The 25516-nt window shown below is 32.6% G+C and carries 24 protein-coding genes; all 24 read left to right on the top strand.

Annotation, left to right across the window (positions count from 1 at the left end; translation table 11 throughout):
* Positions 1 to 282 precede the first annotated feature (282 nt).
* The 24 genes from ATE90_RS04240 to ATE90_RS04125 all read left to right on the top strand — a co-directional run bounded on the left by ATE90_RS04240 (position 283) and on the right by ATE90_RS04125 (position 25481).
* Complete coding sequence (locus ATE90_RS04240; protein ID WP_036786922.1) at positions 283 to 654, top strand: transposase; 372 nt, start codon at positions 283 to 285, stop codon at positions 652 to 654.
* A gap of 35 nt (positions 655 to 689) precedes the next feature.
* Positions 690 to 1505 carry an IS3 family transposase gene (locus tag ATE90_RS04235; protein ID WP_101450884.1) on the top strand — a complete coding sequence of 272 codons (816 nt, stop codon included), beginning with the start codon at positions 690 to 692 and terminating at the stop codon, positions 1503 to 1505.
* Positions 1506 to 1599: 94 nt separating this feature from the next.
* Positions 1600 to 2271 (top strand): hypothetical protein, encoded by a 672-nt coding sequence (locus tag ATE90_RS04230; protein ID WP_101450882.1) that lies wholly within the window; start codon positions 1600 to 1602, stop codon positions 2269 to 2271.
* A 39-nt stretch (positions 2272 to 2310) separates the two neighbouring features.
* Entirely contained in the window at positions 2311 to 3018 is a 708-nt protein-coding gene (locus tag ATE90_RS04225; RefSeq protein WP_101450881.1) for a DUF6090 family protein, read from the top strand.
* 250 nt (positions 3019 to 3268) lie between these two features.
* The gene (locus ATE90_RS04220) at positions 3269 to 6355 is read left to right on the top strand and encodes an Eco57I restriction-modification methylase domain-containing protein (RefSeq protein WP_101450880.1); all 3087 of its coding nucleotides are present in this window, start codon (positions 3269 to 3271) and stop codon (positions 6353 to 6355) included.
* Between the two features lie 11 nt (positions 6356 to 6366).
* A complete protein-coding gene (locus tag ATE90_RS13625) occupies positions 6367 to 6597 on the top strand; it encodes a hypothetical protein (RefSeq protein WP_101450879.1) in 231 nt (76 codons plus the stop codon).
* A gap of 28 nt (positions 6598 to 6625) precedes the next feature.
* Entirely contained in the window at positions 6626 to 6988 is a 363-nt protein-coding gene (locus tag ATE90_RS04210) for a hypothetical protein (protein WP_254712294.1), read from the top strand.
* Between the two features lie 244 nt (positions 6989 to 7232).
* On the top strand, positions 7233 to 8069 hold the full coding sequence (locus tag ATE90_RS04205; protein ID WP_101450878.1) for a DUF1963 domain-containing protein: 837 nt from the start codon (positions 7233 to 7235) through the stop codon (positions 8067 to 8069).
* Positions 8070 to 8236: 167 nt separating this feature from the next.
* On the top strand, positions 8237 to 8968 hold the full coding sequence (locus tag ATE90_RS04200; protein ID WP_101450877.1) for a DUF6090 family protein: 732 nt from the start codon (positions 8237 to 8239) through the stop codon (positions 8966 to 8968).
* A 181-nt stretch (positions 8969 to 9149) separates the two neighbouring features.
* Positions 9150 to 9848: a DUF6090 family protein gene (locus ATE90_RS04195; RefSeq protein ID WP_101450876.1), complete on the top strand. Its 699-nt coding sequence runs from the start codon at positions 9150 to 9152 to the stop codon at positions 9846 to 9848.
* A gap of 193 nt (positions 9849 to 10041) precedes the next feature.
* Positions 10042 to 10689 (top strand): DinB family protein, encoded by a 648-nt coding sequence (locus tag ATE90_RS04190; protein ID WP_101450875.1) that lies wholly within the window; start codon positions 10042 to 10044, stop codon positions 10687 to 10689.
* A 374-nt stretch (positions 10690 to 11063) separates the two neighbouring features.
* The gene (locus ATE90_RS04185) at positions 11064 to 12038 is read left to right on the top strand and encodes a serine hydrolase domain-containing protein (RefSeq protein WP_180335168.1); all 975 of its coding nucleotides are present in this window, start codon (positions 11064 to 11066) and stop codon (positions 12036 to 12038) included.
* A gap of 159 nt (positions 12039 to 12197) precedes the next feature.
* Entirely contained in the window at positions 12198 to 12944 is a 747-nt protein-coding gene (locus ATE90_RS04180; RefSeq protein WP_101450874.1) for a DUF6090 family protein, read from the top strand.
* A gap of 304 nt (positions 12945 to 13248) precedes the next feature.
* Positions 13249 to 13926 (top strand): DUF6090 family protein, encoded by a 678-nt coding sequence (locus ATE90_RS04175; protein WP_036786918.1) that lies wholly within the window; start codon positions 13249 to 13251, stop codon positions 13924 to 13926.
* A 195-nt stretch (positions 13927 to 14121) separates the two neighbouring features.
* Complete coding sequence (locus ATE90_RS04170) at positions 14122 to 16770, top strand: T9SS type A sorting domain-containing protein (protein ID WP_101450872.1); 2649 nt, start codon at positions 14122 to 14124, stop codon at positions 16768 to 16770.
* A gap of 181 nt (positions 16771 to 16951) precedes the next feature.
* A complete protein-coding gene (locus ATE90_RS04165; protein WP_036786922.1) occupies positions 16952 to 17323 on the top strand; it encodes a transposase in 372 nt (123 codons plus the stop codon).
* Between the two features lie 35 nt (positions 17324 to 17358).
* The gene (locus ATE90_RS04160) at positions 17359 to 18174 is read left to right on the top strand and encodes an IS3 family transposase (protein WP_101450871.1); all 816 of its coding nucleotides are present in this window, start codon (positions 17359 to 17361) and stop codon (positions 18172 to 18174) included.
* 54 nt (positions 18175 to 18228) lie between these two features.
* Positions 18229 to 19317 carry an ATP-grasp domain-containing protein gene (locus ATE90_RS04155; RefSeq protein WP_036786948.1) on the top strand — a complete coding sequence of 363 codons (1089 nt, stop codon included), beginning with the start codon at positions 18229 to 18231 and terminating at the stop codon, positions 19315 to 19317.
* Positions 19307 to 20419, top strand: coding sequence for a hypothetical protein (locus ATE90_RS04150; protein ID WP_052107566.1), 1113 nt, complete (start codon positions 19307 to 19309; stop codon positions 20417 to 20419). Before ATE90_RS04155 ends, ATE90_RS04150 begins: the two co-directional genes overlap by 11 nt.
* Before the next feature lie 18 nt (positions 20420 to 20437).
* Entirely contained in the window at positions 20438 to 21412 is a 975-nt protein-coding gene (locus ATE90_RS04145) for a Rieske 2Fe-2S domain-containing protein (RefSeq protein ID WP_036786951.1), read from the top strand.
* A 1-nt stretch (position 21413) separates the two neighbouring features.
* Positions 21414 to 22403 carry an NAD-dependent epimerase/dehydratase family protein gene (locus ATE90_RS04140; protein ID WP_036786954.1) on the top strand — a complete coding sequence of 330 codons (990 nt, stop codon included), beginning with the start codon at positions 21414 to 21416 and terminating at the stop codon, positions 22401 to 22403.
* Positions 22390 to 23235: an MBL fold metallo-hydrolase gene (locus ATE90_RS04135; protein WP_036786955.1), complete on the top strand. Its 846-nt coding sequence runs from the start codon at positions 22390 to 22392 to the stop codon at positions 23233 to 23235. Before ATE90_RS04140 ends, ATE90_RS04135 begins: the two co-directional genes overlap by 14 nt.
* Positions 23225 to 24508 carry a F390 synthetase-related protein gene (locus ATE90_RS04130; RefSeq protein WP_036786956.1) on the top strand — a complete coding sequence of 428 codons (1284 nt, stop codon included), beginning with the start codon at positions 23225 to 23227 and terminating at the stop codon, positions 24506 to 24508. The genes ATE90_RS04135 and ATE90_RS04130 overlap by 11 nt, the downstream gene beginning before the upstream one ends.
* Positions 24489 to 25481 carry a 3-oxoacyl-ACP synthase gene (locus ATE90_RS04125; protein ID WP_036786959.1) on the top strand — a complete coding sequence of 331 codons (993 nt, stop codon included), beginning with the start codon at positions 24489 to 24491 and terminating at the stop codon, positions 25479 to 25481. The genes ATE90_RS04130 and ATE90_RS04125 overlap by 20 nt, the downstream gene beginning before the upstream one ends.
* Positions 25482 to 25516 lie beyond the last annotated feature (35 nt).

Genomic DNA, 25516 nt, shown 5'->3' with positions numbered 1-25516 from the left:
CAAACACAAGCCCAAAATTGCAAAAGAGTATGTCTTGCCAACGCTCACATTTGAACTAAATAAGAAACATCGGAAAAAAAAAGCTGAATGAAAAAAGCACTACTTACAACAACGTGTATAATTAATTACTTGTCTTTTAATTACTTACGAAAGTACTCGTTAACTTTTAATTCAGTTTTTATTTGTTAACTTTAGTGCTTAAACCACGCAACTAACCATACACAAACACGTTGTGCTTCATTATGACCCGTCCTGAAATAAGGCTACATAATTTTAAACATTATGTATAGAAATGACAAAGTAATTAGACGTTACAGTGAACCTTTTAAATTAAAAATTTTAGCCGAACTTACAATCGGAAAACACACAAAGAGTGAGCTTTGTAAACTCTACTCTATTGCACCCACAACAGTAAATGTGTGGATTAAAAAGTACAATCGTAAAGACTTAATGAACACCAGAGTAAAAGTGGAAACAAAAGACGAAATATCTAGAATTAAGGCACTTCAAAAAGAGATTGAACAGCTAAAAAAACTACTACTTAAAAAAGATCTCGACGCTATGGTACAGGATTGTTATCTTGAAGTAGCAGCTGAAGATCTTGGCTATAAATCAGTTAATGAACTAAAAAAAAAGCTACCTATAAAGCCTTAAGCAAGGCCAAAAAAATATCTAAGGGATTTGCTTCTTTGACAACTATAACCCATTGTTTTGGACTTAAACGTGATGCTTATTACAAGCATAAAAATAGAGCTGATATACGTTTAAACCGAGAACAACAGATTATTAATATCGTTAGAAAAAGACGCAAATCCCTTCCTAGAGAAGGCGTGAGAAAACTTGTGAAATCATTAAATGCAGATTTTAATAAAGCCAATATTAAAGTCGGTCGAGATACTCTATTTAGTGTCCTTAGAAAACATCAAATGCTGACACTTAGAAGGAAAACCAGTGCTAGAACTACGAACTCTTATCATCGTTTTTATAAATATAATAACATCATAAAAGACTTAGAAATCGCTAGAGCTAACCAAGTTTGGGTATCTGATATTACATACATTAGAACCATAAAGGGCTTTTGCTACCTGGCTTTAATAACAGATATGCATTCCAGAAAAATAGTGGGTTATGATATTAGTGATAGCTTGGAACTTAAAGGATGTGTGAGGGCACTTAATAAGGCCATTTATCAAGCTAAAAACATTAAAGGACTCATACACCACTCTGATAGAGGTATACAATATTGCAGTAATGTGTACACACAAATACTCAAAAGAAAAAAGATAGATATTAGTATGACAGAAGAAAATCATTGTTACGAAAATGCAATGGCAGAGAGAGTAAATGGAATTTTAAAAGATGAATTTTATTTAGACCAAACCTTTGATAACGTGAGTCACGCAAAGAGAGCTGCAAAAAATGCAATTAATTTATACAATGAATTAAGATTACATTTATCTTTAGATTATAAAACACCTAATATGGTATATAAATTATCAGCTTAATTCAATTTTAACCTGTAGCCATATTTCAGGACAAGACATTATGACTAACCGATAACCAATGATTAAATTCTTTCGAAAAATACGCTACGACCTTATGGAAAAAAACAAAACCGGAAAGTATTTAAAATATGCAATTGGTGAAATCCTATTAGTGATGATAGGCATTCTGCTGGCGCTCCAAGTGAGCAATTGGAATAGCGATCGCAAGGACCGCATCAACGAGCGTAAGTTATTGGATAATATTCATAGAGACTTCATTGCCAATAAAGTGAATTTCGATTCGCTCAAGGTCTTCAACTATCGAAATGTGGCAGCTTTAGATAGTATGATTGCCTTATTCCCTATAGATAAAGATTCTGTCAAGCGAAAGGCGTATTGGAAACACAATAAGAATATTGAGGAAATTAGATACAATGCATATTCAAGTACGGTCGAGACTGTTATCAGTTCTAATTCACTTGAGCTGATTGAAAACGAAGAATTACAGGGATATCTGATGTCTTGGAAAGACGTTCTGCTCGATTTCCAAGAAGAAGAGAACTCTTACCATAAAATGATGAGTAATGATTACTGGCCTTATTTTTTAGAAATCTTTGATTATTCATTAAAAGACAGTGATAAGAATTCTAAAGCAATGTCATCAATAATATTTCAGAACATAGTCATGAACCGAAGGAATTATCTCAAAAATGTTATCAGAGCTTTTGAGGAAGAATCCATTGATAATCACATCAACCAGATTATCCGATTAACTGAACCAAAATAACCAATGATAAAATTCTTTAGAAAAATTCGCTACGATCTTATGGAGAAAAACAAAACTGGCAAGTATTTTAAATACGCCATTGGTGAAATTATCCTTGTTGTAATTGGAATTTTAATTGCACTTCAAATTAATAATTGGAATGAAAACAGTGTTGCTCAAGCAAGAATCGAAATTCGTTTAACAAACATGATTCAGGATTTACAATCTGACATTGATGAAACTAATGAGATTCTATCAATCACAAAAAATAGAATTATTATTAATCAAGCTATACTTAGACGATCTGATATATTGGGAAGTATTAGAAATACAGACACTATTTATCCAGATGAAATAAGTGATAATTTTAAAAATCCGAATGCAATAATATCACAGAATGCAACCTTTGACGGAAATATGTCTACCTATAACAGTTTTATTAATTCTGGTGAATTCTATTTGATTGAAAACCAATCACTTACTAAAGAAATACAGAGGTATTATGAGAGTATTGATGAGTTAAAAGAGAAAGGAGAAGCAATTGAAAGTAACTGGCGGATTATTGTTAATTCTAAACACAGGCTAGGATTAGGCACATATACTTCGATCGAGCTGAACAAACTTATTGAACTTGCTAAAACCGATACGCAGTTTGGAGCAGAATTGGAGCACGTATATCATTTAGATCATTGGCAATATAATTATATCAGTGAACTACAAAAAGAAGCTAAAAAATTAAAACAAGTTATTGAACTAAGAAATAAATAACGAAAGCACAACAACGTATATAATTTATTGCTAGTTCTAGCCTACTTACGAAAATCCTCGCGGATTTTCTATTCGGTTTGTACATGCTAAATTTGTTACTTTACCACGCAACAAACCATATACAAGACCGTTGTAAGCAAGCTGAAAAAAGAGCCAACCGCACAAAACAAAGAGTGCCAAAAAAGGCACACATTGTTTTTTTGCCAACGCTCGGAATAACATTAAATTTGAGAAAAAACATAAAATATATATGAGCTTATTTCAGAACTCTGTTCTAAACAAATATTTAAAAGGATTGGAGTCCGAAAAAGTTACGCAAGCATACGAGCGATTTACAAGTCATTTCCATAATCCGACCATTCAAGAAAACATTCGAAACTCGAAAGAGGAACAATATCAAGGTGAATTTCTGATTGACCTTTTTGTAAATGTTTTGGGCTACACCAAAAACCCAACGCCTGACTTTAATCTGACAACGGAATTAAAAAATATAAAAGGCTCAAAAAAGACAGATGGAGCAATTCTAAAAGGCGACAAAGCACTTGCAGTAATTGAACTGAAAGGAACAAATACAACTGATTTAAGTAAAGTAGAAACGCAAGCGTTTGGATATAAAAACAACCAACCAGGTTGTAATTATGTGATTACTTCAAACTTTGAAAAGTTGCGTTTTTACATTGACAACGCAGTTGACTTTGAGGAATTTAATTTGTTTCAACTTTCAAAAGAGCGTTTTGATATTCTTTGGCTTTGTCTTTCATCTGAATATCTGTTAAAAGACATTCCGAAAAAGATTAAAGACAAATCTTTAACACAAGAAGAAAACGTTACTAAAAAACTTTACAAAGATTACGCTTCTTTTAGAAACGAGATTTTTGATGCCATCCAAAAAGAAAATCCTGAATACGACAAACTAACGTTATTCAAGAAAACACAGAAACTACTCGACCGTTTTCTATTTATCTTTTTTGCAGAAGATAGATTGTTGTTACCACCAAACTCAATACGTTCAATCGTAAACCAATGGACTGATTTACGTGATAAATATGATGAGTATTTCCCTTTATACGACCGATTTAAAAAATATTTCGGTTATATGAACACAGGACACAAAGGACAGCAACACGATATTTTTGCATACAATGGTGGTCTTTTTGCACCAGACGAAATTTTAGACAACATCAAAATAAATGACGACTTACTTCATAAACACACAATTAATCTAAGTAACTACGATTTTGAAAGCGAAGTAAGCGTTAATATTCTCGGACACATCTTTGAACATTCGTTAAACGACATTGACGAAATACAAGCAGAAATTCAGGGAGTTGCGACTGAACAAAGCAAGACCAAGCGTAAAAAAGATGGTGTTTTTTACACGCCAAAATACATTACCAAATACATTGTAGATAATACAGTTGGTAAACTTTGTGAGGAAAAGAAAACGGAACTTGACATACAAGAAACCGAATACGAAAAAGAACGCAAAGGAAGACAAAAAGCGACTTTAAAAAAACTATCTCAAAAATTAGAAGATTACAGAAAATGGCTATTGCAAATTACCATTTGCGACCCAGCTTGTGGAAGTGGTGCTTTTCTAAACCAAGCGTTAGAATTTCTAATTGCAGAACATCAATACATTGACGAACTACAAGCCAAACTTTTTGGAGATGCAATGGTATTGAGTGAAGTTGAAAATGCCATTTTAGAGAACAACATTTACGGAGTAGATATAAACGAAGAAAGTGTTGATATTGCTAAACTTTCATTATGGTTAAGAACCGCACAAAAAGGCAGAAAACTAACATCTTTAAATAACAATATAAAATGCGGTAACAGTTTAATTGACGACCCAACTGTTGCAGGAGACAAAGCATTTAATTGGAAAAACGAATTTCCAGAAGTTTTTACAAATGGAGGTTTTGATGTTGTAATTGGAAATCCGCCTTATGTATCATACTATGGTCGATTTAAGAACCCTATGAATAAGGTAACTGAACAATACTACAAAGATAAATATGACTTCATTGGAGAAGAAAATAGAAAAATAGAAACCAATCAAATTAAAGGAAAGTTTAATACAATAATGTTCTTCTTGGAACTTTCCTACAAAATAGGAAATAATGTTTCTTTAATTATTGACTTGAATTTTTCAAAACTACCATATTTAGATATAAGAAAGTATCTCGCAAAAAATAGCCACATAAAAGAAATTATCTTGAACATTAAAGGATGGAGTGATGTTGGCTCAGGTCAGATATTAGTTACTTATTCGAAAAATAGTAATGACACAAAAACATTACTTAAACAAAGTTTTTTTGCTAGGGAATCTGAAAACGTAAATCAAGAGGATTTAATTAATTTTTTCACAAAAGGAAATCAATCTTCTTCGATAGTACAAAAATTAGCATCAGACCAATTTAATTTACTTAGCAATTGGTATCCAAAAAAACTCATTCGAACATCGATTAATTTTGGGGCACAGAAAAACAATTTTATAGTTCCTAAAAATTCAAGTATAGCCAAACCTTTGGCGGAAGGTAGTAACTCTATATCAAAAAGATATTTCCCTCCACAAATAAAAACCTATATTAATTATGACCCAAGTATAATCCACAGTATAAATCACGAAAATGACAAAGAGATAATTGCTCAAAAAAATAAGCAAGGTAAAGTTGGTGGACTAGGTGATGAAATTGTTTTTCTTAACCCGAAAATAATTGTTAGACAAGCGGGTGCTAAATTATGTGCAACTTATTTTGAGCGTGAACTATATTTAGATTATAGTTTGTTCTCAATTTCTAACAAAAACTCTTCTGTTGATAATTCAAAAATACCATTATTACTTACATTAGCGATAATTAATTCAAAGCTATTGAACTACTATGCTTGGGAAATGAATATTATTGAACATCAGAAAGGTGGTACACCTCAAATTAGAATTAAGGGCTTGCGTTCTCTACCTGTTCCAAAAGAAATTCCTAATAGTATTGAACAAAAGCTAATTAACCTTTCAATGAATATAATCCAAGAAGCAAAGAGGATTGATTTAATTATTTCAAAATTCAATAATCTTATTTGTAACAAATTTGAAACAAGCGACAATTTCGATATACTTGGTGGTCATAATATTCTTGAATACTTTAAAATACATAAAATAAAACTTACACTTAGCGAAGAGTCGGAATGGATGGAGTACTTTAATGAGCAAAAACAAAAGGCAGAGGAATTAAAAGCAGAAATTGATAAAACAGACAACGAAATTGACCAAATGGTTTATGAATTGTACGGATTGACAGAAGAAGAAATAAACATTGTGGAAGAAGCCACTGCATAAGCCATACACATTTGCAATTCGCTAAAGCCAACGCTACGCCAAAAATTGCAAAAGAGTATGTCTTGCCAAAGCTGAAAACCAAGCTGAATGAAAAAAGCCAGCTTACAACAATGTATAAAAATAATAGCGGTTTAATCGATAAAACTAAAGTAAGTAAATATAAAAAAGGTCTGTGTTTAACCGAAAAGTTAGTGCGTGTAAATCCGCTACTATTCTTATACTCAACGTTGGCAAACATTTAAAACGAACCTAATAATCAATTATAGCTGAATGAAAATGAATAAAACATTAAGAACATTACTAATGTGGTTGCCTTCAGTGATAATTACATTGTTTTTTGTTCCAAACGCTTTGGATAAAATTCTTAACTCAAGTCAAACGGATAAAATTGTAGCTAATAGCAGTATAATGATTGCTACTGGAGTATTTCTTTTAGTTTCAACGGGAATGTTCTTGTACAATAAAACAATACTAATCGGAACTTCTCTTTTAGCTCTTTATATGACTTTTATAGTATTTATTCATATGTATAAAGGAAAACCTTACGAAGTGGCGATTTTAATTGTAATGGCAACAATATTTGCTTCATACATAAGAAAACCACAACTATTTCATCCGAAACAAGAAGTGTAGATTTATGAATAATTGGTTTGTATTGAAAACTGAAAAGCTGAATGAAATCGGAATTGAAAAGTCTATGACTGACTGATAAAAAATGGAAATAAAAAACGATTTGCCAACAATGTATAACCGCAATTACGGCGGATTCGACTAAGTCCGAATCCACTCGGAATTGCTAAAGTCTGTGACAAACCGAAAATTAACGCATATTAACCCGTAACTGACGGTTATACTAGACCGTTACCACACATAAAAAATGAGCATTGCAATTAACATAGTACTTTTAATAATAGTTGGAATTATTATATATTTTTCATATTCTAAAAAGAGTAAAGAAGAGATTGAGAATCATTCAAATCCTATTGAGACTGAAAAAGAATTTGAAAAGAATATGAAAATTCTTGAAAAATTTAAAAAGAAAGCCTTTTTGCCAATTACAGTAGAAAATAAAAATACTTTTTCTGAAAAATCTAAAATTGGAGGATTTCCATATTTAAGAAACGAAAACGATTGGCCTAAATGTCCTAACTGCGAGAAGAATATGCAACTCTTCCTTCAATTAAACCTTCAACAATTACCTGAAAAAAAAGAGCAAGGACTAATTCAATTATTTTATTGCACAACAAATGAGCCTTTATGTGAATCAGATTTGGAGGCATTTTTCCCATTTTCAAAATCAGTAGAATGCAGAAAAATTGAAACTAATGGAATTTCGGCTTCAATCGAACCTTTAGTTGATGAAATATTCAATGAAAAATTAATTACTGGATGGACTTCAAAAGATGATTATCCTCATCCAGAGGAATATGAAAAACTTGGAATAGAAATAGATTTAGAAGATAACGTTTATGAATTAATGGAAGAAAAAGGTGTTGGATTACCAATTGAAAATGATAAATTATATGGTTGGCCATATTGGATACAATCAGTAGAATATCCATTTGACCGAAAAACTGAAAAGCAAATGGAACTATTATTTCAATTTGACTCGGAAGACAATTTACCATATATGTTTGGAGATTCTGGAATAGGTCATTTAACTCAAAGTCCTGATAATGATGAAGAATTAGGATTTGGATGGGCTTGCTGTTAAAAAAATACGTGTGGTAACAACGTGTATAATTCATTGCTAGTTATAGCCTACTTACGAAAGTCCTCGCGGACTTTCTATCTGTGATTTATTTGCTAAATTAGGTGCTCAAACACGCAACGAAATCATACACAAGACCGTTGTGCTTCATTATCAGAAACCGCTAACCAATGATAAAATTCTTTAGAAAAATTAGACTAAAACTACTCTCTGAAAATAAATTCAGCAAGTATTTGATTTATGCAATTGGAGAAATATTATTGGTGATGATAGGAATATTGCTTGCATTACAAGTCAACAATTGGAATGAAAAAAATAAGAAAAAGGAAATTCAGTTAACCCAATTATCTGACTTGAAAATAGAAATAAAATCAATGCAAGAATTCTTAAAATTTCACACAAACGTTTTAGAAACTTCAATAAAAGGAAATGAGACCTTATTGGAATTGATGAGACCAGATGCCACCTTAACAATTTCACCAGATTCAATACATAGATTATTAGCTACTACATTAAATACAGATTTGATTACTGCGGAGAGACTAACCTTTGAGACACAAGTAGATTTTGAACCAATTCAAAAGCAAAAACATACTCTACTCATTAATAATTTAATTAACTGGAAACACTTCGCTGGAAGAATATCGGCTGATTACTCATTAATTGAAGCTAATAGAGAAGAAGATATGAAAAATGCATTAATAAAATTAGGAATTCCCAGTTGGTGGATATTTTTCGACAAACCCAACGAAGTTAAATTTCCGGTAGATTATGAATTATTGATTCGAAACAATGAAATTTATGCAGTCTTGATATACCGGTATAAAAGATCACAATTTCTTATAAATGATTTAAAAGTTGGATTAACGCAACTGGATGAAATGCTTTCTGAAATAAAATAAAGGATGAAATGACAATTTCAGTTGATTTTAAAAAATAGATAAAAACGAGAGGCTAACAACGTCTATAATTTTCATTGCCAGCAAAAGCTGGCAACGCCACATACACAAACCGTTGTGCTTCATTTCCACAAACCGCTAACAAATGATAAAATTCTTTAGAAAAATTCGCCAAAACTTGCTTATGGAAAACAAAACTGGGAAGTATTTTAAATATGCCATTGGAGAAATTATCCTTGTAGTTATTGGGATTTTGATTGCGCTTCAGCTTAATACTTGGAATGAACAGCAAAAGAAAAGTAAACTCAAAAATGAATATGTCGTTTCTCTGAAAAATGACTTAACCAAAGACACAATACAGCTCAATAGAAGGCTTAGTTTGAACAAACAAATGCTTAAAGATTTAGCTTTAATTAGAGATGATATCACTAATGGAAATATAAGAACCAAAGAAGATTTTATTATACTTTTTGAAAGTAACATTGGAACAAGCGTTAGACTTATCAATACCTATAATACTAATACTTTTAATTTATTAATATCTAGTGGCAATATTGATTTATTAGACAAACAACTCAGAGAGGATATCATGGAACTTAATAGGCTTCAAAAATATCAAAAGGAAATAACTACTTCTAATAGAGATTACTTCTTTAGTTTCATGGAAAGAATATCCATTAAATATCCTAATTCGGACAATCCATTTAATCCTGAAGGGATAAATGAACTTTTATGGAAAGGCGTAAATTTGGATGAATTACCAAGAGATGTAACTTCGTATTTAGGGCAAAGAGGATACACTATACACAGATACATTGAACTTACTCAAAATGTCTTAAGTAAAACCGAAAAAATATTAAAACAACTAAAGAATCAAGGTTAAAGGAAATTTAAACAATAAAAATAACGAACGCACAACACCATGTATAATTAATTGCTTGGTTCACTGCCGACTTACGAACATTCCTTCGGAATATTCTATCTGTGATTTATTTGCTAAATTAGGTGCTTAACCACGCAACTAACCATACACAATCACGTTAGACACAATTAATACAACCTAAATAAATACTAATATGAAGAATCAATCAGAGAATAACAACAGAAGAAATTTCTTGAAAAATTCTGCACTTTTAACTTTCGGATTAGCTTCTATTCCATTCGTTGGAATTGCAAATGAATTACCTAATCAAACTGAAGATAGTCTGTATATTATTGGGCCAATGGATGGATATGATCCACAGGTTGGAACTCTACTCTCCACTATGAACATGATGCGAGCTTGGTTAATAAACAGTGTAAAAGATTTAACAATTGAGCAACTTGACTTTCAAATCGATGAACAATCAAATTCTATTGGAGCGATGTTATTGCATTTAGCAGCAACAGAGAAGTATTATCAACTGCATACTTTTGATGGCCTTGAATGGGGAGCATGGGGTGAGGATATTAAGGCTGAATGGGATATTCCCTCAGGGCTTGGGAAGCTTGGAAGAGAACAAATAATTGGAAATGAAGTTGGCTACTACCTAGAAAAGCTTAAAGATGTAAGAGAGCATACAAAAAAGGAATTTGCCAAAAGAGGAGATAAGTGGCTTATGGAAATTGATCAAGATTGGCCATGGGGTCCCACTAATAATTACTGTAAATGGTTTCATGTCTGTGAGCATGAGTCTAATCATCGAGGGCAAATGAAATTTATTACAAAAAGATTACCGTCCTAAAAAAAGTGTCTAACACCGTGTATAATTAATTGCTAGGTTCGAGCCGACTTACGAAAATTCCGCTGGAATTTTCTATACATGATTTATTTGCTAAATTAGTTGCTTAACCACGCAACTAACCATACATCGAACCGTTGTACCCAATTAAAACATAGATTATGAAAATACTCAAGATTAAGATAGAATTGCTTCCATTATTAGTTTTAATAGCGATAGTGGTTTTCGGGTGTGAATCAAAAAATAAGAGTAAAGAATCCACTGAAGGAGTGATCCCTACTTCTAAATACCTATCTGTTCAAAAAGTTATTTCAGCGGTAGCGGATTCTATTAATTTGGAAATCAATAATGGAAAATACGGACTGATTGACCGTTTTATGGTCATACAAAACGAAAAATTATTGGCAGATTTTAAATACGAGCAGGACTATGAAACCATCGCTCAAAAATTTGACACCACTAATCATCAATATAATTACAATCATCCAAATTGGCATCCTTATTACAAGAAGACTAACTTACATACACTTCAATCAGCGACCAAAAGTATAACATCAATTCTTGTAGGTATAGCTTTAGATTCTAATAAAGATTTTGATGTTAACACAACAGTCGTATCACTATTTGGCAATTATAATGTTCAATCTTGGGATAATAGAAAGCAAGGGATGACTATTGAAGATTTACTAACTATGAGAAGTGGACTTAAATGGAACGAGGCAGACTACACCGACCCATTAAATGATTGCGTTTTATTGGAGGAAAGTGATGAATGGGTAAAGTTTATTCTGAATAAACCTTTGGATACAATTCCAGGTACAAAGTTCAATTACAATAGTGGAGCAAGTGTCTTATTAGGTAAAATTGTTCAGGTTATAACAGGAAAGCGAATTGATAAATGGGCAGAAGAAAAACTATTTGCCCCACTTGGCATAAGCGATTATTATTGGAAAGAGACACCTGATGGTGAAATTGATACCGAAGGAGGATTGTATCTTTCGTCTGAAGATCTATCAAAGATTGGCTTATTATTTCTTAATAAAGGGAGATGGAATGAAAAATCAATTGTATCTGAAAATTGGATTACCGATTCGACTAGCCCCATAGTCCAAGACACAAATCGAGGTGATAGGCGCAAGATAGGATATGGTTATCAATGGTGGATTCCAGAACATACTAATGGTAAAAGTATTATTTATTCTGCTAACGGTTTCGGTGGTCAATTTTTAATGGTAGCACCTGAATATGAATTATTAGTCATTTTTAACGGATGGAATATTAATGACAGGGCTGAAAAGTCTACTTTTAGAGTTTTACAAGACAGATTAATCCCTGCACTTAAAAATGAATAACTGGGTACAACAATGGCTATAAGTAATTGCTTGTTCTCGCCTACTTCTGAAAATCCTTGTGGATTTTCAGTTTGGTGCGTACTTGCAAAGTTAAGTGCTAACCCACACAACTACTCATAGCCGAGACCGTTGTGCTTCATTATGATAAACCGCTAACCAATGATAAAATTCTTTAGGAAAATTAGACAGAAATTACTCTCTGAAAATAAGTTCAGTAAGTATCTGATTTATGCCATCGGAGAAATCATTCTTGTTGTTATTGGAATAATGTTGGCTTTAACAATTAACGAATGGAAAAATGAAAAGCGAATCCAATCAGAAGAAAAAGCAACTTTACAAAAACTAACACAAGATTTAAAAAGCGATAATAGACGGTATTTAAAAAACATAGAGTTTTATATTAAACGTAATGATTATTTAGTTGGTGCTAAGAATATAATTATTAAAAACTCATTATTATCGGATAATGAAATAAAAGAAGTAATGTATTATGGTGGAGCAGAGCATAAAGATTTAAACCCGCGAAAAACAACCTATAATGAAATGCTAAATTCTGGTAGAATTTATAATTTATCAAACGACAGCTTAGTTAATAGTATTTTAGAATATTATCAATATCTAGATGAGAGTATCTATCAGCATAGAGAAGGTAGGAAAGAATTTAGAGCCTTATTTTATGGACCTGATTTTACTGATTTTTGGTTTTGGAAAACTGAAGATGATAGATTCCCTTTCGCCAAAAATTTTTTTAGTGATAAAGATTCGCCAGCTTACAGAAAGCTAAAACAGAGTGCTGGATGGAGTATAGCGATTAATAATAATCTACTTACGAACAACAAACAATTATTAGAAATGAACGAAAATTTAATCGAGCAAATTAATTTGGAATTAGAATATAAAAAATAACGAAAGCACAACAATGGCTATAAGTAATTGCTTGTTCTCGCTTACTTTGGAAATTCCTGCGGAATTTCCAACTTGGTGTGTACTTGCAAAGTTAAGTGCTAGCCCACGCAACTACTCATAGCCGAGACCGTTGTGCTTCATTAGACAAACATCTATCCAATGATAAAATTCTTTAGATTATCGAAACACAATTTTGCAAAGCAAAATCGAATGTCCTGTGGACATTTGGTGAAGATAGCCGCTTGCGGGAAAAATATAAACTATAAATATGATTAAGTTCTTTAGAAGAATTAGATACGACCTCATGGAAAAAAATAAAACTGGAAAGTATTTGAAGTATGCTATTGGTGAAATAATATTGGTTATGATCGGAATTCTATTAGCTCTTCAAGTAAATAACTGGAATGAAAAAAGTAAAGAAGATATTGTCCTAAAAGAAGCCCTTAAACAGATTGCACAAGACTTGAAGCAAGACGAAGTTGTTTTAAATGGCTTCTTACGAGGTGATTCCAGAAGAGTTGAGTATTTATTGGCTCTTTCAAATGGAACTTACAACACTATTAGGTTAGATTCAATAATGTATAATTTGGACAACTACTTCTTCTTTTATAAGAGCAATAACTCCTATTCAAGCTTAAAATCGAGTGGTTTATTTTCGTCATTTAAAAATGACAATCTAAAAAATAATTTGACAGCATATTATGAACAAATGTATGAACGATTAAAAACTAGTTCTGAATATGGAGAAAACTTCACTAACAACAGAATAATCCCATTTGTTCTATCTCATCTAGAATACAGTGAAAACTTACTAGTTGACGAAAAACTCGTTAAAGAAAAAATTACAACAACCAATCTTTTACAATTAGCCAAATATCAAATAAACGTCAAAAGATTTTCTATTAATTTAATGAATAGAGCTGTGGTAATGAACGGTGATTTGAGAAAAGAAATTAAAAAGGAAATTTATAATTTAAAATAACGAAAGCACAACAACGTTTATAATTCATTGCTAATTCTAGCCTACTTACGAAAGTCCTCGCGGACTTTCTATCTGTGATTTATTTGCTAACTTTAGTGCTTAAACACGCAACGAAATCATACACAAAACCGTTGGCATTAATAAAAAAAAATGCGTAAATTTACAAAGATTGTGAACCTTTTAATTTGATATCGTATGAAAACAAAATTACTTTTTATCTTACTAATTTCCCTTTTAACTAAAGGCTTTAGTCAAAAACTATTATGGACCTCCGAATTTGGAGGAGACAACTCCAATGGATCTATTGTTAGTTATGATCTTAATACTAATTCAACTAACAACGATTTAAGCTTAGAAGGTAATCCTTTGTATGGTTTTAACCTTTTACTAGAAACTGCCTTCGGAACTGATGAATACAATGGAGGCTTGACACTAGGCTCTGATGGTAAATACTATGGCGTAAATACTTCAACGAGTGGTAATCGCTCTGCTGCTTACTACCCAACAAGAAGATCAAGAGGCGCATTCTATAGTTATGACCCCACAACAGGAAAAGTGGACATCTTACATTCATTTATTGGAAACCAAGAATGGCACAGTGATTTACTAGTACCCTCTGATGCTTTTGATAATGATTTAAATGCTCCTGGCTATACTGTTCTTGAAGCGAGCCCAGGTGTCTTTTATGGAATTGCCTTAATGGGTGGCGTAGCCAATCGAGGCGGTATTTGGAAATTTGACACCAACACAGGAGGATATAAAGTGATTGGTAGTTTTAAAGACCCGCTAAACGATGTTGGTCATCTACCCGTTACGGCCTTACTTAAAGGTGATGGGGGCAACATTTATGGTCTTTGTAAAAGGAATAGTAACGCAACGAATAATGAAGAGGGATACCTGTACAAAATTGACACCAACACAGATCAATTATCATATGTAGATGCCTTAAACGCTGCAGGTTGGGTAATGGCTCATGCACATGGACAAATGGTTTATAACCCCTCAATTAATACTATTTATGGTACAAAAGACCGTTTTAACGCTACAAGTAATTGGGGTGGTGGCGTATGGAGTTACAATTTAACAACTAACACGCAAGTAAATGAATGGAGTATTCTCTTCACAGACATAGCGATTTTAGGAAGTGAACCTGCTGGTATTTTACAAGCTAACGATGGCAAAATGTATGTCACTACACGTTTTGGAGGGGCCAACAATACTGGTACTATTATTCAATATAATACTGGAACAGGTGCTTACCTTAAAGTCTTTGATTTTCCCGCTGGTTTTGCTCTAGCTTCTGGTACTGGAATGCAAGTAAGTGGAAGTAAGATTTTCGGTACGTGCTCATTCTCAGTGAGTGGAACTCAAATGTGGTCCTTTGAATACACCACTAATATGTTCGAAAGTATATTGACGGGCGATGATACGGATCCAACAAAACCAGGTTACAATACTGAGTTTGGAATATTAGTGGATAATGGAAATGTTATTGGATCTACTAGAAATGGATCAGAGGGTGGTGCTGGGGCGATTTTTTCTCACAACATTGCAACAGGTCAAAACACAATATTAAAATCTCACGGTTCCAGAGAAGGAAGAACAATTATTGGCGAACTTACTCAGCTTAATGAAACTACTTTTATTGGATATATTGGTAAAGGTGGTCCAAATACTGCCGGAAACCCTGTTGCTCAAAATGAACATGGAAGTTTAGCTCTTTTTAACGTTGTTACAGGTACAGTTCAATATTTAGAAGATCCTTTTGCAGCGCATCTCAATGATGAATATGCTCAAAGTCAATGGATGAATAGACCTCTTTTAGCCTCTAATGGAAATGTTTATTATACAACTTATTCAACCAACGGCCCGTTTAACGATTTAAGTTTAATGGAGCATGATTTAACCAATCCTGCGCAAAGTATTTATGATTATACATCTTCAATCACTGAAATAAAAGTTACTCCTGGAGTTATCGAATTACCTAGTCAAAAAATTGTTATGGCTGCAGTAAGCAATGTTGAAGTGTATGATTTAAATACAACAACGTTAACATCATTCACAAATACACATTCCACCAATCAATATGGTCATATGACGGATAATATTATGCTTGCATCTAATGGAAGAATCTACGGTATGACGGATGCTAGCGTGCTAGGAACTGGAGCAGGTGAAAACAGAGCTGTTATTTATTCATTGGATACAACAACATTTACTTTTCAAGTAGAACATATTTTTGAATCAGATGTTAGAACTACAAATAGCATACTTACCGAGTATAATGGAAAGCTATATGGTTCTACAAATTTCCTTGGATCAAATAACCACGGACACTTATTTTCGTATGATATGACAACGAATGTTTATAGCATTGAATATAGTTTTGATAGAGATCAAGATGGAGGCGGTTTTAGCGCAGGCTGGACACTTTACAATGACAAGTTATACTCTACTTCCAGAACAGGAGGAATGAATGGCTATGGAACTCTAGTAGTCTTTGATCTTACAAATTCAACATTAAGTGTTCTAGAACATTTAACTATGGAAAATGGACGTTCATTTAGAGGTACACCAATTGTTTGGGATGATTCAGCATTAGGTGTAAATGATCTAAATTCTGATTCTTTTAGTATTAATGTTTACCCAAACCCGGTAAAAAGAACTGTTACTGTAGATGTCGAGAATGTAAGTCTTATTGAAATATACTCATTAACTGGTCAGTTAGTAAAAAGTATTAAAAATTCAAAAACCGTGAATGTTGAGGATATAAATACAGGCATACTGATTATAAAAGTCTATAATGACAAAGGCATCTATTCTTCAAAATTCATAAAAGAATAACTAATGCCAACAAGGTATAAAAACAATAGCGGTTTGGGTGAATACTCAAACCGTTTTTGGGTTTAATTAAGTATATTGCTTGTCGAAAAGTAGGTGTGTTTTAATTCGCTACTGCTATTATACTAAACGTTGTGCATAATGCTGACCCGTCCTGAAATAAGGCTACATAATTTTAAACATTATGTATAGAAATGACAAAGTAATTAGACGTTACAGTGAACCTTTTAAATTAAAAATTTTAGCCGAACTTACAATCGGAAAACACACAAAGAGTGAGCTTTGTAAACTCTACTCTATTGCACCCACAACAGTAAATGTGTGGATTAAAAAGTACAATCGTAAAGACTTAATGAACACCAGAGTAAAAGTGGAAACAAAAGACGAAATATCTAGAATTAAGGCACTTCAAAAAGAGATTGAACAGCTAAAAAAACTACTACTTAAAAAAGATCTCGACGCTATGGTACAGGATTGTTATCTTGAAGTAGCAGCTGAAGATCTTGGCTATAAATCAGTTAATGAACTAAAAAAAAAGCTACCTATAAAGCCTTAAGCAAGGCCAAAAAAATATCTAAGGGATTTGCTTCTTTGACAACTATAACCCATTGTTTTGGACTTAAACGTGATGCTTATTACAAGCATAAAAATAGAGCTGATATACGTTTAAACCGAGAACAACAGATTATTAATATCGTTAGAAAAAGACGCAAATCCCTTCCTAGAGAAGGCGTGAGAAAACTTGTGAAATCATTAAATGCAGATTTTAATAAAGCCAATATTAAAGTCGGTCGAGATACTCTATTTAGTGTCCTTAGAAAACATCAAATGCTGACACTTAGAAGGAAAACCAGTGCTAGAACTACGAACTCTTATCATCGTTTTTATAAATATAATAACATCATAAAAGACTTAGAAATCACTAGAGCTAACCAAGTTTGGGTATCTGATATTACATACATTAGAACCATAAAGGGCTTTTGCTACCTGGCTTTAATAACAGATATGCATTCCAGAAAAATAGTGGGTTATGATATTAGTGATAGCTTGGAACTTAAAGGATGTGTGAGGGCACTTAATAAGGCCATTTATCAAGCTAAAAACATTAAAGGACTCATACACCACTCTGATAGAGGTATACAATATTGCAGTAATGTGTACACACAAATACTCAAAAGAAAAAAGATAGATATTAGTATGACAGAAGAAAATCATTGTTACGAAAATGCAATGGCAGAGAGAGTAAATGGAATTTTAAAAGATGAATTTTATTTAGACCAAACCTTTGATAACGTGAGTCACGCAAAGAGAGCTGCAAAAAATGCAATTAATTTATACAATGAATTAAGATTACATTTATCTTTAGATTATAAAACACCTAATATGGTATATAAATTATCAGCTTAATTCAATTTTAACCTGTAGCCATATTTCAGGACAAGACAATTAATTAAAACTACTGTGATAAATAATACCATACTATTATTAGGAGCACGAGCTCCAATTGCTCTTGAGCTTGCCCGTAGTTTTCATAAAAAGGGGTATCTTATAATTCTTGCCGACTCTTTGAGGTTTCCAATCGGTAGATGGTCCAATACAATTGTAACATACGAAAGACTTCCATGTGCTAGACAATTAACTTTAAAGTACATTGAAGCCATTTCTCTACTGGTCTCAAAATATGACATTAACCATATAATACCAACATGTGAAGAGACTTTCTACATATCTCGTTATAAAAAAAATTGGAATTGTAAAGTATGGACTCCCGAGTTTGAACTCATAGATTTATTACATAACAAAGAAACCTTTTCACAGGAGTTTAAAAATTATCTAAACATTCCTGAAACCCTTTCTTTAGAAAGTTTTTCCAATTGGTCGCAAAGCAATCGTTATGTCTTTAAGGCTAAATATTCTAGGTTTGGTTCTCAAGTTTTTATGAATCAATCTTTAACTCTAGATGCGTTTAAAAAACCTAAAAATTGGATAGTACAAAAGAAAATTGAGGGAAAAGAAATATGTATCTATTCCATTTGGGACACTGGAAAATTAAAAGGATATACTTCTTACGAACCTGTTTATAGAGCAGGAAAAGGGGCTGGTATTTATTTTAAATCAGTTAAAAATATTGAAGCAAAAAGACAGGTTGAGAATTTTGGCAGCACCCTTAACTATACGGGTCAACTAAGTTTCGATGTTATTATTTCTAATAACACTCCTTATTTTATTGAATGTAACCCTAGAGGCACGAGTGGCGCTCATATAATAAATAACAATTTAGCCGACTGCTTTTTTAATGAAGACAAAAAAGCAACAATAAAAACAGGTGATTTCATGTTAACAAGCTTAATGCTTTTAACACATCCTTTTAAATTTTTATCAAAAAATATAAGAAATTCTAAAGGGGTAATATTTAGCTTAAAAGATCCTGTACCTGCATTCGCACAATTACTAAGTGTTTTAGAATTAGTTTTTATAAAATTATCTAAAGGTATAAGCTTGTTAGAAGCAACTACCTATGATATAGAATGGAATGGTCATGAAAGTTAGATGGGCTAAGCAGGAGGATATAAAAGGTAAAGTAGGGAGCTTTAGTAAAATGTTTGAATCCCAATCTCAATTACTAATTGAAAATGTAAATACAAAATACCGTGTCTTGTATATAAATGATGACTTATTCTTTCCTGTTACAATAAATAATACCGAGTGGGATAACTCATTTGTTTGCTCTCCCTATTCTGCATATGCCGAATACTCCAAAGAAGAAGTAAAATGGACAATTAAAAACATTATTTTACGTTTTTTTCTTCTCTTCGTTATTAAAGGTATTTCTGGTTGGTTAAAACATGGCATGTTAAATAAGAATGTACATGTTAATAATTTTCTTTTATCTACCAACCCTTTCCCAGAGTGGAATGGTAAAGAAATTCCAGAAATAACTACCTTTCTTAAGTCCGAATACCCCGATCATGCAATTATTTTCAGATCTTTAAATGAATACCAGCATAGTAACTTATTAGACTTATTTAACACCAACCAATATGACACCATTGGCAGTAGACAAGTCTATATTTTCGACCTCAACAAAGAAGCATGGCTTAAACACCGAAATAATAAACATGATAATAAACTAATTAGAAAAACCGGACTTAATTATATAGAACATAAAAACATGGAGCCTCTACTTCCAGAAGCTTTGCAATTATATCACAAACTTTATATAGAGAAATACTCCACTTTAAATCCGCAATTCACAATTAAGTATTTTCAAGAATGTTATGAGAACGGAATAATAGATTTTCAAGGTTACACAGATAAGCATGGGGTTTTAAAAGCTTTTTCTGGTCAGTTTACTTTAGACAATACTATAACGTCTCCACTTGTTGGTTATGATACAAGCGCTCCTAGAAAAAAAAGTTTGTATATTCATGCCGCACAATTAGCTATCTTATCTAAATTTAAATTAAACTTACTACTCAATTTAAGTTCTGGTGCGCCAGAGTTTAAAAGAATGAGAGGCGGCGAACCTTCTATTGAATATTCTGCCCTCTTTATAAATCACCTTTCTAAAAAAAGGAAATTTCGTTGGAAAGTACTCAAATTTATTTCTAATAAATTTGGAGTTCCTCTAATTAAAAAATATAAATTGTAATAAATATAATTCCTAGATATGCACAAACAATGGTACCCCATTTCTCTTCTTAAAAAACTAAGCAAAAAACCAAAACGCTTTTTTTTGCTAGGAGAGGCTATTGTTGTTTATAAGGGTGAGCATGGTTGGGTAGCGCAAAAAGACCACTGCCCTCATAGAAACTACCCTTTATCAAAAGGAAAAGTTATTGATGGAATGCTGGTATGCGGCTATCATGGATGGCAATTTAATAATGACGGCTTTGCCACTAAATTACCTGGGTTAAAAAAACAGTACAAAGGGAAATCTTGTATTCTTTCTACTTACGGCACTCACAAACATGATGGTCTTCTTTGGGTTTGCCTAGAAAGAAATACTCCTTTTTATGAGCATTTAAAGACTTTATCTAATGGAAAAATATTTTCTTATAAAACTACAATAATTGGCAATACGGCAGACATTCTTGAAAATTTCTTAGATCCAATGCATACATCTTTTTTACACGATGGGTTAATACGAAGTTCTAGCAAGCCGAGAAAAACGACAGCCGAAATTAAAGGGATTAAAGACGGTGTAGAAGTTAAGTACGTTGAAGAATCTCACCAATCAGGAATTATTGGAAGCCTTTTTGGCCGTTTCATTACACATAGCTACGGCAGACTATATAAAGGAAATATTATTGATCTAGAATTTCATTCTAAAAGAGGAATAGAAATGACGAATAGATTTATTATTGTCCCCACTAAAACAGGTGAAAATTATTTCTTTTCTCAGATTACAGCAAGTAACAGATGGCTCCCTTCATGGCTTAAAACCTCTGTATTAGGACCATTTTTTCTCCTTGCACTTCGTCAAGATAAAAAAGCAATAAAAGCTATTTATGATAACAAACCTTTTAACACAGAGTTAAAACTTCAAAGTACATACCTCGATATTATGAGACCGTATATTGACCTGCTAATGGCCGGAGAGGAGTTAATAGTAAACAATAAAAACATAGAACTATATATTTAGTATGAATGTATTATTAACAGGGGCTACTGGCTTTTTAGGCTGGCGAACTTTAGAAGTTTTGATTAGAGACCCAGATATAAATAAAATTATAGCTACAGGGCGAACACTAAAACTTACACACACTATTAAGCATGAAAAGGTAAATTATATTCTAGGCAACCTTGAAGACAGAGTATTTGTTAATGACTTATTAAAAAACATCGATACAATTATTAACGCAGCCGCTCTATCTTCTCCTTGGGGAGGTGAATCACTTTTTAAAAAAGCAAATATAAATACTCAAATTAATTTAATTAAAGCTTCTAAAGAACATGATATTAAAAGGTTTATTTTTATCTCGAGCCCTAGTGTATATTTTGAATACAAAGACAAGTTTAATATAAAAGAAAGTGATGATCTGCCTAAAAAATTGGTTAATCAATATGCTAAATCTAAAAGAAAAGCAGAAGTGTTATTAATAAAATCTGGGTTACCATATGTAATATTAAGACCTCGTGCAATTATAGGTAGAGGAGATACTGTTATTATGCCACGGTTAATAAGAGCAGTTGATGAAGGCCGATTAAAAGTAATTGGTAATGGGAAAAATATTGCAGACCTTACTTCTGCAGAAAATATAGCTAACGCCATCTTACTTTCATTAAAAGCAAAAAACACGGCAATAAATGATATTTATAACATTTCGAACGGAGATCCAGTTTTTTTATGGGATGCCATTTTTGAAGTATTAAGCCGGCTAGGTAAAAAGGTTCCAAGTAAAAAAGTTCCTTTTCGAATCGTAAAATGGGTAGCCAAATTTCTTGAACTTAAATCTAGATTAACAAATAATAACGAACCTCCTTTAACACAATACGGAGTGGGGACACTTGCCATATCCTTAACTATGGATATTTCAAAGGCTAAAAACCAATTGGGCTATCGACCAAAAGTTACGACTAAAGAAGCTTTAAATGAATTTGTAAACTGGTATATATCTCATGAAAAAAAGTAAACTTTATTTAGGCTATGCGGGGTTCTGCTATTCACACGAGAATCATGCTATTAAAAATGGAAGGAAACAAAATATTGTATTCAATGCTCTATGGGGGTTAATTGAGCATCCTACCAGAGGCTACCTTCTGTTTGATACAGGTTATACTAATCGGTTTTACGACGCCACAAGTAATTACCCAAATAAGATTTATGCTCAAATTACCAAAGTCTATATTTCTCCTGAACAGGAAGTAAAAACGCAACTGGAAGCAAATGGTATTTCTGCTAATTCAATAAAACATATTTTTATTTCACATTTTCATGCCGATCATGTTGGAGGCCTCAAAGACTTCCCTAACGCAACATTTCATGCATCCTCAACAGCAGTAAACCAAATGCAAAATATTTCTAAGACTTTGTCTTTCACAAAAGGTATTCTCAAAGATCTTATTCCAGATGACTTTACAGATCGATTATCGTTAATTGATGAAAAACCAAAAATTGAATTACCCATATTAGGTATTGCCTATGATTTATTTGATGACGGATATTTAACAGCTATACCGCTACCTGGTCATGCAGCAGGGCAAATGGGTCTCCTACTTTCTACAAATAAAAAATCGTATTTCTTAATAGCCGATGCTTGCTGGCTTAAGGAATCTTACTCCAAAGGAGTACTTCCCCCCTCAATAGTTAGATTGTTTTTTGATTCATGGCCTAATTTTAAATCAAGTTTAAAGAGGGTTATTCGTTTCCATAAAAGTAATCCAAAAACTATTATTGTTCCAACGCATTGCGCAAAAACCACGGACCCTTTAGTTAAAACTAAAATTGATTTAGATGTACTTTAAAATTCAAATATTAATCGCCCTTTTTAAACTTAAGGTTTATAAATGGCTGTATAAAAACAGACTTGATAAACTACAAAGCATACGCTGGAAAAAGCTTCAACACATATTATTAACATCTCCATTTTATAAAGAAAATGCTTTAAAAAACAAGCCTTTACAAGAATACCCCCTGATAAACAAGTCTGAATTTATGTTAAATTTTGACCAGATTAACACAATGAGCATCACTATATCTGAAGCTATGGAAGTTGCAGAAAAAGCAGAGCAACTTCGAGACTTCTCTCCTACTATTAAAGACATTACCATTGGATTATCTTCTGGCACAAGCGGTAATCGAGGTGTTTTTATGGCCAGCCAAAAAGAAAGAGCCAATTGGGTTGCTTGTGTTCTAGATCGTGTAATAGGATTTTCTCTAAAAAAAAGACGTGTTGCTTTTTTCTTAAGAGCAAACAGTAACCTTTACAGTTCCATTACTTCAAAAATTTTAAGTTTTGAATTTTTCGATATACTTGGTCAGTTAGACTCCTATGTCGAAAAGCTTAATTCCTTAAAGCCTACCATTCTTGTTGCACAACCTAGTATATTAGTTGAACTTGCTTCATATATGGAAAAAGGAGTCTTATCCATTTCGCCTTCTAAAATAATCTCTGTAGCAGAAGTCCTATCACCAGAAGACTCCAAATACTTAAAGAATATTTTTAAACAAACTATTCATCAAGTATACCAATGCACAGAAGGTTTATTAGCTACTACTTGTAGCCATGGCAACTTACATTTTAATGATGATTTCCTAATTTTAGAAAAAAAATACCTAGACGCTGAAAAAAAACGCTTTCATCCTGTTATCACAGATTTGTTAAGAACCACTCAACCTGTTATTCGGTATGAATTAAATGATATTATCCATGAAAAAAATAATTGCCCATGTGGAAGTAAAAAGACAGTAATAGAGAAAATTGAAGGTCGGTCTGATGATGTGCTTTCTTTTAAATCAAACCAAAATGAAAAAGTTATTATTTATCCAGACTTCTTTAGACGAGAAATAATATTAGCACATCCATCTATCAATGATTTCACTATTGTGCAAAAAACTGATTCGCATTTGGAGTTGTATTTAAAGCAGTCTGAACATTATAGCTTGGCGGAAAAAAGGCTTAAAAATTTCTTAAAATCTCAAGGTGTTTATGATATTATAATTGAACAAGTAGCCTTAAAACATCACACAAAAGGGAACAAACTTAGAAGAGTGAAAAATGAAAAAAAAGAAAATTAAAATAGAGGGAACTGGTGTGTACCTTCCCAAGATTGTAACTTCGGAAGAGTTAGAATCCATGCATGGGCTTCCAAAGGGATGGAGCGAAAAATATTCTGGTGTAAAAAACAGACATAATGTTACCCATGAAAGCAATGGCTTTATGGGAGCGAGAGCCGCAGAAGCTGCTTTAGAGGCTGCTTCTGTTAATTTAGTCGACATTGACTTGCTTATTTCGGCAAGCGGTAGTTATGACTACCCGCTACCCAATCAAGCAAGTATAATAAAGCATAATTTTAAAAATGGTGATAAATATGATTTTCCGGCTATCGACCTAGACAATACCTGTTTAAGCTTTGTTGCCGGACTTGATATGGCCTCAAGAATGCTAGATGGAAAAACTTATAAACGTATCTTATTAGTTTCATCTGAAGTTTCGTCAAAGGGACTTGACCCTTCCAATTGGGAAAGCTTAACATTGTTTGGTGATGGTGCTGCTGCTGTAGTAATAACATATGACTCCACTAGTGATTCGGCTTTAATTAAAGGGCAATTTAAAAACTATTCTGAAGGAGCTTTCTTCTCCATAATTGAAGGAGGAGGAAGTGTTAATTATTACGATGACACACCATATAATAAGGCGCTTCATTCTTTTAAAATGGAAGGTAAGAAACTTTTACGTCTAGCAAAAGATAAAACCTCTTACTTTATAAAAACCTTTTTTAGCGATTTAGAATACTCTTTAGAAGATGTAGATGTTATAATACCTCATCAAGCTTCACGTGCAGGTTTAGAAATGTTTAGACGAATGTACCCAAAAGGCGCCAAGAAAACAATAAACACGCTTGCCGAAAACGGGAACTGTATTGCAGCTTCCATTCCTATTTCTCTCCATACTGCTATCCAACAAAAAAAGCTAAAAAGAGGTCAGAAATGCTTATTGATAGGAACTGGAGCCGGATTTTCAATAGGAGCTGTACTTTTTGAGTATTAAACTTACTCCTAGTTCTAGCCAATTTAAGAATAGTG

The sequence above is a fragment of the Polaribacter sp. Hel1_33_96 genome (assembly GCF_002846595.1).
In the GTDB taxonomy this organism is placed as follows: Bacteria; Bacteroidota; Bacteroidia; order Flavobacteriales; family Flavobacteriaceae; genus Polaribacter.
This window is presented reverse-complemented; position numbering and strand designations above follow the sequence as displayed.